Annotated in this window: 9 protein-coding genes; all 9 read left to right on the top strand. The window is 67.0% G+C overall.

What is annotated here, in order from left to right:
* Positions 1–57: 57 nt before the first annotated feature.
* Positions 58–339, top strand: coding sequence for a preprotein translocase subunit SecE (gene secE / locus ACTWP9_RS02565; RefSeq protein ID WP_443244259.1), 282 nt, complete (start codon positions 58–60; stop codon positions 337–339).
* Between the two features lie 73 nt (positions 340–412).
* Positions 413–1,288: a transcription termination/antitermination protein NusG gene (gene nusG, locus ACTWP9_RS02560; protein WP_443244258.1), complete on the top strand. Its 876-nt coding sequence runs from the start codon at positions 413–415 to the stop codon at positions 1,286–1,288.
* Between the two features lie 179 nt (positions 1,289–1,467).
* Positions 1,468–1,902 (top strand): 50S ribosomal protein L11, encoded by a 435-nt coding sequence (gene rplK, locus ACTWP9_RS02555; RefSeq protein WP_433100669.1) that lies wholly within the window; start codon positions 1,468–1,470, stop codon positions 1,900–1,902.
* Positions 1,903–1,985: 83 nt separating this feature from the next.
* Positions 1,986–2,708 (top strand): 50S ribosomal protein L1, encoded by a 723-nt coding sequence (rplA, locus tag ACTWP9_RS02550; protein ID WP_443244257.1) that lies wholly within the window; start codon positions 1,986–1,988, stop codon positions 2,706–2,708.
* Positions 2,709–2,944: 236 nt separating this feature from the next.
* Positions 2,945–3,823 (top strand): hypothetical protein, encoded by an 879-nt coding sequence (locus tag ACTWP9_RS02545; protein ID WP_443244256.1) that lies wholly within the window; start codon positions 2,945–2,947, stop codon positions 3,821–3,823.
* Between the two features lie 289 nt (positions 3,824–4,112).
* Positions 4,113–4,685: a 50S ribosomal protein L10 gene (gene rplJ / locus ACTWP9_RS02540; RefSeq protein WP_443244255.1), complete on the top strand. Its 573-nt coding sequence runs from the start codon at positions 4,113–4,115 to the stop codon at positions 4,683–4,685.
* Between the two features lie 134 nt (positions 4,686–4,819).
* Entirely contained in the window at positions 4,820–5,206 is a 387-nt protein-coding gene (rplL, locus tag ACTWP9_RS02535; RefSeq protein ID WP_443244254.1) for a 50S ribosomal protein L7/L12, read from the top strand.
* A gap of 530 nt (positions 5,207–5,736) precedes the next feature.
* Positions 5,737–9,219, top strand: a complete 3,483-nt coding sequence (gene rpoB, locus ACTWP9_RS02530; protein WP_443244253.1) for a DNA-directed RNA polymerase subunit beta — start codon at positions 5,737–5,739, stop codon at positions 9,217–9,219.
* Positions 9,220–9,310: 91 nt separating this feature from the next.
* Complete coding sequence (locus ACTWP9_RS02525; RefSeq protein WP_443244252.1) at positions 9,311–13,210, top strand: DNA-directed RNA polymerase subunit beta'; 3,900 nt, start codon at positions 9,311–9,313, stop codon at positions 13,208–13,210.
* Positions 13,211–13,356: the final 146 nt, after the last annotated feature.

The following is a 13,356-nucleotide window of genomic DNA, read 5'->3' as shown; positions in this document are numbered from 1 at the left end:
CCGCCGTGCGGCCGGGCCGGACGCCGCAGGGCAACGACCCGGATCAGGTGAGGACGAGTGACGGAGATCACGGACACCACCGAGGTCCCCGAGCCCGGAGGGTCGTCCGAAGGCAAGAAGCCCCGAAAGGGCGGAAAGCGGGCGAAGAAGGGGCCGATGGCCAGGCTCGCGCTTTTCTACCGCCAGATCGTCGCGGAGCTTCGGAAGGTCGTCTGGCCGACGCGGCAGCAGCTCTCCACGTACACGAGCGTGGTGATCGTCTTTGTCATCATCATCATCGCTTTGGTGTTCGTGATTGACTATGGGCTGGCCGAAGTCATGAAACACGTCTTCGGCTGACCCTCCGCGCAGAGCCCCCTCCGCGGGGCTTTCCGCATGTTCGACCCCTTGAAGCCAGGAAGAAGCAGCCACCGTGTCTGAGCCGAACATGAACGATGCCGTCGAGCCCGCAGAGGGTGATGACACGGCGCGCGACATCGTCGAGGCGGCGGACAGCAGCGTCGACCGGGCGGAAGCCGCCGAGGCCGCTGCCGGTGAGCCCGCCGAGGAGGCCGCCGTCCACGAGGAAGGCGAGCCCGCAGCCGAGACCGCCGAGTCTGCCGACGAGGCGCAGGCCGAGGCCGAAGAGGCTGCTGAGGGCGAAGAGGCCGAGGAGGAGCAGGTCGACCCCGTCGCCCAGCTCCGCGACGAGCTGCGCCATCTGCCCGGCGAGTGGTACGTGATCCACACCTACGCCGGCTACGAGAACCGCGTGAAGACCAACCTGGAGCAGCGCGCCGTCTCGCTCAACGTCGAGGACTTCATCTTCCAGGCCGAGGTGCCGCAGGAGGAGGTCGTCCAGATCAAGAACGGCGACCGCCGTACCGTGCGGCAGAACAAGCTGCCCGGCTATGTGCTGGTCCGGATGGATCTGACCAACGAGTCGTGGGGCGTCGTCCGTAACACCCCGGGCGTCACCGGCTTCGTCGGCAACGCCTACGACCCGTACCCGCTGACCCTCGACGAGATCGTCAAGATGCTCGCCCCGGAGGCCGAGGAGAAGGCCGCCAAGGCCGCTGCGGCCGACGAGGAGGGGAAGCCTGCGGGCGGCCCGGGCCGCAAGGTCGAGGTCCAGGTCCTCGACTTCGAGGTCGGCGACTCGGTCACCGTCACCGACGGCCCGTTCGCCACCCTCCAGGCGACCATCAACGAGATCAACGCCGACTCGAAGAAGGTCAAGGGCCTTGTCGAGATCTTCGGCCGCGAGACCCCGGTCGAGCTGAGCTTCGACCAGATCCAGAAGAACTGACTGTCCCGGCCTTCGGCCGGGCAGTACCCCGCTTCCGGACAGGTCAGGAAGGCGCTTGCGCCCTTCCTGACCTGCTCGGTTTCAAGCCGCGTAACGGTACGGGCTATCGTTGTGCGGTATGCCTCCGCCCGGGTGACGGGCGGAGGGCGAATCACCTCTCACCAGGACCCGGAGAGAACATGCCTCCCAAGAAGAAGAAGGTCGCGGGGCTGATCAAGCTCCAGATCCAGGCCGGTGCAGCCAACCCGGCTCCGCCGGTCGGTCCGGCGCTGGGTCAGCACGGCGTCAACATCATGGAGTTCTGCAAGGCGTACAACGCGGCGACCGAGTCGCAGCGTGGCTGGGTGATCCCGGTGGAGATCACGGTCTACGAGGACCGCTCCTTCACCTTCATCACCAAGACGCCGCCGGCCTCGAAGATGATCCTCAAGGCCGCCGGCGTGGAGAAGGGCTCCGGCACCCCGCACACCAACAAGGTCGCCAAGATCACCCGCGACCAGGTGCGCGAGATCGCCACGACCAAGATGCCCGACCTCAACGCCAACGACCTGGACCAGGCGGAGAAGATCATCGCCGGTACCGCCCGTTCCATGGGTGTGACCGTCGAGGGCTGAGCCCCCGGCACCGGCACCTCCCCATCCCCGTGGCAGGGCCAAGCGCTGGCCCGTACCACGACTCCATACCGTCAGGAGCAGCAGTGAAGCGCAGCAAGACTCTCCGCGAAGCGGACGCGAAGATCGACAGGACGCGTCAGTACGCGCCTCTGGAGGCCGTCCGTCTCGCCAAGGAGACCTCCACGAAGAACTTCGACGCGACCGTCGAGGTCGCCATGCGCCTGGGCGTCGACCCGCGCAAGGCCGACCAGATGGTCCGCGGCACCGTCAACCTCCCGCACGGCACCGGTAAGACCGCCCGGGTCCTGGTCTTCGCGACCGGCGACCGTGCTGCGGCGGCGGAGGCCGCGGGGGCCGACATCGTCGGCTCCGACGAGCTCATCGAGGAGGTCGCAGGCGGCCGTCTCGACTTCGACGCTGTCGTCGCCACCCCGGACCTGATGGGCAAGGTCGGCCGCCTCGGCCGCGTGCTCGGTCCGCGTGGTCTGATGCCGAACCCGAAGACCGGTACCGTCACCCCCGACGTGGCCAAGGCCGTGGGCGACATCAAGGGCGGCAAGATCGAGTTCCGCGTCGACAAGCACTCCAACCTGCACTTCATCATCGGCAAGGCGTCCTTCGACGAGCAGCAGCTCGTCGAGAACTACGCCGCAGCCCTTGAGGAGATCACCAGGCTGAAGCCCGCGGCGGCGAAGGGCCGGTACATCAAGAAGGCTTCCGTCGCCACCACGATGGGCCCCGGCATCCCGGTCGACCCGAACCGCACCCGCAACCTCCTCGTCGAGGAGGACCCGGCCGCGGTCTGATCCGCGACCGGCGCGCAGCCGGCCGAAGGCCGGTGCCCGCTCCCTGACGGGGGTGGGCACCGGCCTTCGCCGTCTTTCCGGGCCACAGCTCCACCGGCCCAGGCGTCTTCGGCTCCGACGGCTCTGTGCGGCCGTGGAACCCGTCCCGGTGCGTACGTCGTCTCCCCCGTTGCATAAGGTGCGGATAAGCCGATGAACGGGGGCCCGTCGGGCCCGCCCACAACGAGGGGGAGTCCATGCGGAGGACCAGGATGGCGGCAGCTGCCGCGGGCATCGCGCTGATGGCGAGCCTGACGGCGTGCGGCAGCGAGAAGGCGGACGGCGGTGGCAGTGGGGGCGGCGACTCCAAGGGCGGCGGCTCGACCGCCCAGAACGCCATGACGGCCCTGAAGAAGGCATCGACGGCCACCGACAAGCAGAACTCCGCCAAGGTCGAAGGCGTCAACAAGCAGACGTCCCAGGGCAAGACCATGGAAACCAGCATGGAAGGCGCCTTCGACTGGTCCGGCGGCGGCATGAAGGGCGAGGCCGACCTCACCATGGCCGGCGGCGCCCAGTCCGCCGAGGCCCGCTACCTGCCCGACGCGATGTACGTCCACCCCTCCACCGGCGGCGCCCCCGGCGGCAAGAAGTGGATGAAGTACGACTACGACGCGCTGGCCAAGCAGGGCGGCGCCTCGGGCGCCATGCTCAAGGACCAGATGCAGAACAACAACCCGGCGCGCTCGGTACAGCTCGTCCTGGCCTCGGGCAAGGTCAAGGCGCTCGGTTCCGAGACGGTGCGTGGCAAGAAGACCACGCACTACTCCGGCACGATCTCCGTCTCCGAGCTGACCCGGATGCAGTCGAAGGATCTCTCGGAGAAAGACCTTCAGGCGCTGGAGCAGCAGTTCAAGCAGCAGGGGCTGAAGAAGGAGAAGATCGATCTGTGGGTCGATGAGAACGACCTGCTGGTCAAGAAGCACGAGGTCGCCAAGAGCACCGACGGCGCCACGGGCATCGACGCCACCAACTACTACACGGACTACGGCACCCCCGTGAACGTGACCGCTCCGCCCGCCGGCGAGACATCGGACGCCGCGGAGCTGATGAAGAGCGGCGGCGGCCTCAGCTGACCCCGCGGTGCACTCTCAGCGGGCCCGGGACCGGATTTGCCGGTCCCGGGCCCGTTCGCGTAGTCTCCATACGAAGCCAAAGACCGCTGGTCGTCGTCGTGCGCGCACAGAGTGCCGACGGCCGAAGGATCCGCTCGCTGCGGACGACCCGCGCAGGTGACTGAGGAAGAACTCCCGAGGCGCTGTAAGCGCTTCGGTCGAGTCGACGCCCCATGCGCCTGCGCTGGGGCGTTTGTCGTGTTCAGCCCCTTCCGAGCGGTCCTCATCACCCGGAAGGAGGCCGAGGCCCATGGCGAGGGAACAGGTCGCTCCCGACAAGATCGCAGCCGTCAACGAGATCACGGACAAGTTCCGTGGCTCCAACGCCGCTGTGGTCACCGCGTACACCGGACTCTCCGTGGCCCAGCTCAAGGAGCTGCGCCGTGCGCTCGGTGACAACGCTCAGTACCGAGTGGTGAAGAACACGCTGACCAAGATCGCGGCCAACGAGGCCGGGATCAACGAGCTCGACGAGTTCCTGACGGGCTCCTCGGCTGTCGCCTTCGTGACCGGTGACCCGGTCGAGGCGGCGAAGGGTCTCCGTGACTTCGCCAAGGACAACCCCGCCCTCGTGATCAAGGGCGGCATCGTCGACGGCGCGCTGTACGGCGCCGACGACCTCAAGAAGCTCGCGGACCTCGAGTCCCGTGAGGTGCTGCTCGCCAAGCTGGCCGGTGGCATGAAGGCGTCCATGGCCAAGGCCGCGGCGACCTTCCAGGCCCCGCTCTCGAAGTTCGTCCGCACCGCGGACGCGCTTCGTAGCAAGGTCGAAGAGCAGGGCGGTGCCGACACCACGGCTCCCGCCGAGGCCGAGTCCGAGTAACCGGCGCAGTCGGTGCCCGCGACAGCGGGTGACCGGCCGTAACCGGTGACCGGCCGAACTCGGTCACAGCGGGCCGTAAGCCCGCCGACATATTGATCCGGCACCAGCCGACTGAAGTGGAAGGACCACCAACCATGGCGAAGCTCAGCCAGGACGAACTGCTTGCCCAGTTCGAGGAGATGACCCTCATCGAGCTGTCGGACTTCGTGAAGAAGTTCGAGGAGAAGTTCGACGTCGAGGCCGCCGCCCCGGCCGCCGCCGTCGTCGCCGCCCCGGGTGGCCCGGTTGCCGCCGAGGCCGAGCCCGAGCAGGACGAGTTCGACGTCGTCCTGACCGGCGCCGGCGACAAGAAGATCCAGGTCATCAAGGTCGTGCGTGAGCTGACCTCGCTGGGTCTGAAGGAGGCCAAGGAGCTCGTGGACGGCACCCCGAAGCCGGTCCTCGAGAAGGTCGCCAAGGACGCCGCCGACAAGGCCAAGGAGTCCCTCGAGGGCGCAGGCGCCTCCGTCGAGGTCAAGTGACGCCGACCCCGATGAGCCACCGGCTCGCGGAGTCATCGCGGTAGACCGCGGGCTACCTCACGTGGGTAGCTGTGCAGCGCAGGGCGATCACCCAGACGGGTGGTCGCCCTTCGCCGTTGCTGGACGGTCGCGCCCTGGGTGGACGACGGCGGGTATGGTGATCTTCGTTGCTCCTGGGGGCCTTGACGAACGGCACGCAGCGCGCAATTCTCGGGACGCGTCGTCACATCGATCCGAACTCCGAGGCATGGATCGACGGCGAAGCGGGAAGTGTTGCGGCAGGCACGACGAACCGCAGCAGAGCACGTCCGCCCCGGCGTATCGAGGCCGCCGGGGACGGGGGCGGAACGAGAAGAACAACCGCAGGAGGTGGAGACCGGGGCGTGAGCCGGTTTCCCGTAATCCTTTCTGGACATCAGTGGGCCTTGTGGCTACACTGACCCTTTGCGCTGCCTATTAGCTGCCCCCTGCCCGTCACCAGGGGCACCGGTATGCGTGTAGAGAGTCCGAGCCCTCGGAAGGACCCCCTCTTGGCCGCCTCGCGCACTGCCTCGACTGCCAATTCGAACAACGGCGCCAGCACTGCCCCGCTGCGTATCTCTTTTGCGAAGATCAAGGAGCCCCTCGAGGTTCCGAACCTTCTCGCGCTCCAGACCGAGAGCTTTGACTGGCTGCTCGGCAATGACGCCTGGAAGGCTCGCGTCGAGGCCGCGCTGGACAGTGGACAGGACGTCCCCACCAAGTCCGGTCTGGAAGAGATCTTCGAGGAGATCTCCCCGATCGAGGACTTCTCCGGGTCGATGTCGCTGACCTTCCGCGATCACCGCTTCGAGCCCCCCAAGAACTCGATCGACGAGTGCAAGGAGCGCGACTTCACGTACGCGGCTCCGCTCTTCGTCACGGCCGAGTTCACCAACAACGAGACCGGTGAGATCAAGTCCCAGACGGTCTTCATGGGCGACTTCCCGCTCATGACCAACAAGGGCACCTTCGTGATCAACGGCACCGAGCGTGTCGTCGTCACCCAGCTCGTCCGGTCCCCGGGTGTCTACTTCGACTCCTCCATCGACAAGACCTCCGACAAGGACATCTACTCCGCCAAGATCATCCCGTCCCGCGGTGCCTGGCTGGAGATGGAGATCGACAAGCGCGACATGGTCGGTGTCCGTATCGACCGTAAGCGTAAGCAGTCCGTGACCGTTCTGCTCAAGGCGCTCGGCTGGACCACCGAGCAGATCCTCGAGGAGTTCGGCCAGTACGAGTCCATGCGCGCCACCCTGGAGAAGGACCACACCCAGGGTCAGGACGACGCGCTGCTCGACATCTACCGCAAGCTGCGTCCGGGTGAGCCCCCGACCCGTGAGGCTGCGCAGACGCTGCTGGAGAACCTCTACTTCAACCCGAAGCGGTACGACCTGGCCAAGGTCGGCCGGTACAAGGTCAACAAGAAGCTCGGCGGTGACGAGCCGCTGGACTCCGGCGTGCTCACCACGGCCGACATCATCGCCACGATCAAGTACCTGGTGAAGCTGCACGCGGGCGAGACCGAGTCGCAGTCCGCCGAGGGCGACACGATCGTCATCGAGACCGACGACATCGACCACTTCGGCAACCGCCGGCTGCGCAACGTGGGCGAGCTGATCCAGAACCAGGTCCGTACGGGTCTCGCCCGTATGGAGCGCGTCGTCCGTGAGCGGATGACCACGCAGGACGTCGAGGCGATCACGCCGCAGACGCTGATCAACATCCGGCCGGTCGTCGCCTCCATCAAGGAGTTCTTCGGCACCAGCCAGCTGTCCCAGTTCATGGACCAGACGAACCCGATCTCCGGGCTCACCCACAAGCGCCGTCTCAACGCGCTCGGCCCGGGTGGTCTGAGCCGTGAGCGGGCGGGCTTCGAGGTCCGTGACGTGCACCCCTCGCACTACGGCCGGATGTGCCCGATCGAGACGCCGGAAGGACCGAACATCGGTCTGATCGGTTCGCTCGCCTCGTACGGCCGCGTGAACCCCTTCGGCTTCGTCGAGACGCCGTACCGGAAGGTGGTCGACGGAGTCGTCACCGACGAGGTGCACTACCTCACGGCAGACGAGGAAGACCGCTTCGTGATCGCCCAGGCGAACGCGCCCCTCACCGAGGAGATGCGGTTCGCCGAGGACCGGGTGCTGGTCCGCCGCCGTGGCGGCGAGGTCGACCTGATCCCGGGTGACGACGTGGACTACATGGACGTCTCGCCGCGCCAGATGGTGTCGGTCGCGACGGCCATGATCCCCTTCCTCGAGCACGACGACGCCAACCGCGCGCTGATGGGGTCGAACATGATGCGGCAGGCCGTGCCGCTCATCAAGGCCGAGGCGCCGCTGGTCGGCACCGGCATGGAGTACCGCTGCGCGGTCGACGCCGGGGATGTCATCAAGGCCGAGAAGGACGGTGTTGTCCAGGAGGTCTCCGCGGACTACATCACGGTGGCCAACGACGACGGTACGTACACCACCTACCGCGTCGCCAAGTTCACCCGCTCCAACCAGGGCACCTCCTTCAACCAGAAGGTGCTCGTGGACGAGGGCTCCCGTGTCATCGAGGGCCAGGTGCTGGCCGACGGTCCGTCCACCGACGAAGGTGAGATGGCGCTCGGCAAGAACCTGCTCGTGGCCTTCATGCCGTGGGAGGGCTACAACTACGAGGACGCGATCATCCTCAGCCAGCGGCTGGTGCAGGACGACGTCCTCTCCTCGATCCACATCGAGGAGCACGAGGTTGACGCCCGTGACACCAAGCTCGGCCCCGAGGAGATCACCCGGGACATCCCGAACGTCTCCGAGGAGGTCCTGGCCGACCTCGACGAGCGCGGCATCATCCGCATCGGCGCCGAGGTCGAGGCGGGCGACATCCTCGTCGGCAAGGTCACCCCGAAGGGTGAGACCGAGCTGACCCCCGAGGAGCGGCTGCTGCGCGCGATCTTCGGTGAGAAGGCGCGCGAGGTCCGTGACACCTCGCTGAAGGTGCCGCACGGCGAGACCGGCAAGGTCATCGGCGTCCGCGTCTTCGACCGCGAGGAGGGCGACGAGCTGCCTCCGGGCGTCAACCAGCTGGTGCGCGTCTACGTCGCACAGAAGCGCAAGATCACCGACGGTGACAAGCTCGCTGGCCGGCACGGCAACAAGGGCGTCATCTCGAAGATCCTGCCGGTCGAGGACATGCCGTTCCTGGAGGACGGCACCCCGGTCGATGTGATCCTCAACCCGCTGGGTGTCCCCTCCCGGATGAACCCCGGTCAGGTCCTGGAGATCCACCTGGGCTGGCTGGCCTCCCAGGGCTGGAAGGTCGAGGGCTCCGAGGAGTGGATGCAGCGCCTCCAGGCGATCGGTGCGGACGATGTGGCGCCGAAGACCAACGTGGCGACGCCGGTCTTCGACGGTGCCCGCGAGGACGAGATCGCGGGTCTCTTCGAGTCCACGCTCCCGAACCGCGACGGCGACCGGATGGTCCAGCCGTCCGGCAAGGCCCACCTGTTCGACGGCCGCTCCGGCGAGCCGTTCCCGGACCCGATCTCGGTCGGGTACATGTACATCCTCAAGCTGCACCACCTGGTCGACGACAAGCTGCACGCTCGCTCGACCGGCCCGTACTCCATGATCACCCAGCAGCCGCTGGGTGGTAAGGCCCAGTTCGGTGGCCAGCGCTTCGGTGAGATGGAGGTGTGGGCCCTGGAGGCGTACGGCGCCGCGTACGCGCTGCAGGAGCTGCTGACCATCAAGTCCGACGACGTCACCGGCCGCGTGAAGGTCTACGAGGCCATCGTCAAGGGCGAGAACATCCCGGAGCCGGGCATCCCCGAGTCCTTCAAGGTGCTCATCAAGGAGATGCAGTCGCTCTGTCTCAACGTCGAGGTGCTGTCCTCGGACGGCATGTCGATCGAGATGCGCGACACCGACGAGGACGTCTTCCGCGCGGCGGAGGAGCTCGGAATCGACCTGTCCCGGCGCGAGCCGAGCAGCGTCGAAGAGGTCTGACGGAGTCGGCCGGGGCGCGCGCCCCGCGTCCCGGCCCTCCCCGCGACCCGTTCAGACCATTGACATACGACCCTGAGAGGGATTGACGAGAGTGCTCGACGTCAACTTCTTCGACGAACTGCGAATTGGCCTTGCCACCGCTGACGACATCCGTCAGTGGTCGCACGGCGAGGTCAAGAAGCCGGAGACCATCAACTACCGCACCCTCAAGCCCGAGAAGGACGGACTCTTCTGCGAGAAGATCTTCGGTCCGACCCGGGACTGGGAGTGCTACTGCGGCAAGTACAAGCGCGTCCGCTTCAAGGGCATCATCTGTGAGCGCTGCGGCGTCGAGGTGACCCGCGCCAAGGTGCGCCGTGAGCGGATGGGCCACATCGAGCTTGCCGCTCCCGTGACCCACATCTGGTACTTCAAGGGTGTTCCCTCCCGCCTGGGCTACCTGCTCGACCTGGCGCCCAAGGACCTGGAGAAGGTCATCTACTTCGCGGCGTACATGATCACGTACGTCGACGAGGAGCGCCGCACCCGCGACCTGCCCTCCCTGGAGGCGCATGTCGGCGTGGAGCGCCAGCAGATCGAGCAGCGCCGTGACGCCGACCTCGAGGCCCGCGCCAAGAAGCAGGAGAGCGACCTGGCCGAGCTGGAGGCCGAGGGCGCCAAGGCGGACGTGCGCCGCAAGGTGCGCGAGGGCGCCGAGCGTGAGATGAAGCAGATCCGCGACCGCGCCCAGCGTGAGCTGGACCGGCTGGACGAGGTCTGGAGCCGCTTCAAGAACCTCAAGGTGCAGGACCTGGAGGGCGACGAGCTGCTCTACCGCGAGCTGCGCGACCGCTTCGGGACCTACTTCGACGGCTCCATGGGCGCTGCCGCGCTGCAGAAGCGCCTGGAGACCTTCGATCTGGAGGAGGAGGCCGAGCGGCTCCGCGAGATCATCCGCACCGGCAAGGGCCAGAAGAAGACCCGTGCGCTGAAGCGGCTCAAGGTCGTCTCCGCGTTCCTGCAGACCAGCAACAGCCCCAAGGGCATGGTGCTGGACTGCGTGCCGGTCATCCCGCCGGACCTGCGTCCGATGGTGCAGCTGGACGGTGGCCGCTTCGCGACCTCCGACTTGAACGACCTGTACCGCCGTGTCATCAACCGCAACAACCGCCTGAAGCGGCTTCTCGACCTCGGCGCGCCCGAGATCATCGTCAACAACGAGAAGCGGATGCTCCAGGAGGCCGTCGACGCGCTGTTCGACAACGGCCGCCGTGGCCGTCCGGTCACCGGTCCGGGCAACCGTCCGCTGAAGTCCCTCAGCGACATGCTCAAGGGCAAGCAGGGCCGCTTCCGGCAGAACCTGCTGGGTAAGCGCGTCGACTACTCGGCCCGTTCCGTCATCGTCGTCGGTCCGCAGCTCAAGCTGCACCAGTGCGGTCTGCCCAAGGCGATGGCGCTGGAGCTGTTCAAGCCGTTCGTGATGAAGCGGCTGGTGGACCTCAACCACGCGCAGAACATCAAGAGCGCCAAGCGCATGGTCGAGCGCGGCCGCACGGTCGTCTACGACGTGCTGGAAGAGGTCATCGCGGAGCACCCGGTGCTGCTCAACCGGGCACCGACGCTGCACCGTCTCGGCATCCAGGCGTTCGAGCCGCAGCTGGTCGAGGGCAAGGCCATTCAGATCCACCCGCTCGTGTGCACCGCGTTCAACGCGGACTTCGACGGTGACCAGATGGCCGTGCACCTGCCGCTGTCCGCGGAGGCGCAGGCCGAGGCCCGCATCCTGATGCTGTCCTCGAACAACATCCTCAAGCCGGCCGACGGCCGGCCGGTGACGATGCCGACGCAGGACATGGTCCTGGGTCTGTTCTTCCTCACCACGGACGAGGAGCAGCGCGTCACCAAGGGCGACGGCCGCTCGTTCAACTCCACCGCGGAAGCGATCATGGCGTTCGACGCCGGGGAGCTGTCGCTCCAGGCGAAGATCGACATCCGCTTCCCGGCCGGTACCACCCCGCCGCTGGGCTGGACCCCGCCGGCGCCGGAGGAGGGCGAGCCGGAGTGGCAGCCGGGCGACCCGTTCCGACTGCACACCTCGCTGGGCCGGGCGCTCTTCAACGAGCTGCTGCCCGAGGAGTACCCGTTCGTCGACTACACGGTGGGCAAGAAGCAGCTCTCCCAGATCGTCAACGACCTGGCCGAGCGCTACCCCAAGGTCGTCGTCGCCGCGGCGCTCGACAACCTGAAGTCGGCCGGTTACTTCTGGGCGACCCGCTCGGGTGTGACCATCGCGATCACGGACGTTGTCGTCCCGGACGCCAAGCCGCAGATCATCGCCGGTTACGAGGCGCAGGACGAGAAGGTCCAGAAGCAGTACGAGCGCGGACTGATCACCAAGGACGAGCGCACGCAGGAGCTCATCGCCATTTGGACCAAGGCGACCAACGAGGTCTCCGAGGCGATGAACGAGAACTTCCCGAAGACGAACCCGATCTTCATGATGGTGGACTCGGGCGCCCGAGGGAACATGATGCAGATGCGTCAGATCGCCGGTATGCGCGGTCTGGTGTCGAACGCGAAGAACGAGACCATCCCGCGGCCCATCAAGGCGTCGTTCCGTGAGGGTCTCTCCGTGCTGGAGTACTTCATCTCCACGCACGGTGCCCGTAAGGGTCTCGCCGACACCGCCCTGCGTACCGCGGACTCGGGCTACCTGACCCGTCGTCTGGTCGACGTCTCGCAGGATGTGATCATCCGCGAGGAGGACTGCGGCACCGAGCGCGGCCTCAAGCTGCGGATCGCCTCCAAGGGCGAGGACGGCGTGCTGCGCAAGGCGGAGGACGTCGAGACCAGCGTGTACGCGCGCTGCCTCGCCGAGGACATCGTCGTGGACGGCATGGTGCTGGCCCCAGCCGGTACCGACCTGGGCGACGTGCTCATCGACGAGCTGGTCCGGCACGGTGTGGAGATCGTCAAGACGCGGTCCATCCTCACCTGTGAGTCGCACGTGGGCACTTGCGCCATGTGCTACGGCCGCTCGCTGGCCACCGGCAAGCTGGTCGACATCGGTGAGGCCGTCGGCATCATCGCCGCCCAGTCGATCGGTGAGCCCGGCACTCAGCTGACGATGCGTACCTTCCACACCGGTGGTGTGGCCGGTGACGACATCACCCAGGGTCTGCCGCGTGTGGTCGAGCTGTTCGAGGCCCGTACGCCCAAGGGCGTCGCGCCGATCTCGGAGTCGGCGGGCCGGGTCCGGATCGAGGAGACGGAGAAGACCAAGAAGGTCATCGTCACCCCCGACGACGGCTCGGACGAGACCTCCTACAGCGTCTCCAAGCGCGCCCGGCTGCTGGTGGGCGAGGGCGAACACGTCGCCGTCGGCCAGCGGCTGACCGTCGGTACGGAGAACCCGCACGACGTGCTCCGTATCCTCGGCCAGCGCGCGGTTCAGGTGCACCTGGTGGGCGAGGTCCAGAAGGTCTACAACTCGCAGGGTGTGTCGATCCACGACAAGCACATCGAGATCATCATCCGGCAGATGCTGCGCCGTGTGACGATCATCGAGTCCGGCGACGCCGAGCTGCTGCCGGGCGAGCTGGTGGAGCGCACCAAGTTCGAGGGTGAGAACCGGCGTGTGGTGCAGGAGGGCGGCCACCCGGCCTCCGGCCGTCCGCAGCTGATGGGCATCACCAAGGCGTCGCTGGCCACCGAGTCGTGGCTGTCGGCGGCGTCCTTCCAGGAGACGACCAGGGTCCTGACCGACGCGGCGATCAACGCCAAGTCGGACTCCCTGATCGGCCTCAAGGAGAACGTCATCATCGGTAAGCTCATCCCGGCCGGTACGGGCCTGTCCCGCTACCGCAACATCCGGGTCGAGCCCACCGAGGAGGCGAAGGCCGCGATGTACTCGGCCGTCGGTTACGACGACATCGACTACTCGCCCTTCGGCACCGGCTCCGGCCAGGCAGTTCCGCTTGAGGACTACGACTACGGGCCCTACAACGCCTGAGTCCGATCCAACGCCACGGGGCGGTCACCCACTACGGGTGGCCGCCCCGCGGTCGTATCGGGGCTCGGAATCGCGATGGATCCGTGCGGGGGTGAACCAGCCACGGAGTGCCCGCGTCATGGATGATGGAGGGAACGGCAAGCGAG

Origin of the sequence: Streptomyces sp. 3N207, assembly GCF_052246355.1 — a bacterium.
GTDB lineage: Bacteria > Actinomycetota > Actinomycetes > Streptomycetales > Streptomycetaceae > Streptomyces.
This window is presented reverse-complemented; position numbering and strand designations above follow the sequence as displayed.

Excerpts from the sequence above, each read along its gene's own strand:
- rplK (WP_433100669.1), top strand. The coding sequence starts at position 1,468 with ATGCCTCCCAAGAAGAAGAAGGTCGCGGGGCTGATCAAGCTCCAGATC.
- ACTWP9_RS02545 (WP_443244256.1), top strand. The coding sequence starts at position 2,945 with ATGCGGAGGACCAGGATGGCGGCAGCTGCCGCGGGCATCGCGCTGATG.
- rplJ (WP_443244255.1), top strand. The coding sequence starts at position 4,113 with ATGGCGAGGGAACAGGTCGCTCCCGACAAGATCGCAGCCGTCAACGAG.
- rplL (WP_443244254.1), top strand. The coding sequence starts at position 4,820 with ATGGCGAAGCTCAGCCAGGACGAACTGCTTGCCCAGTTCGAGGAGATG.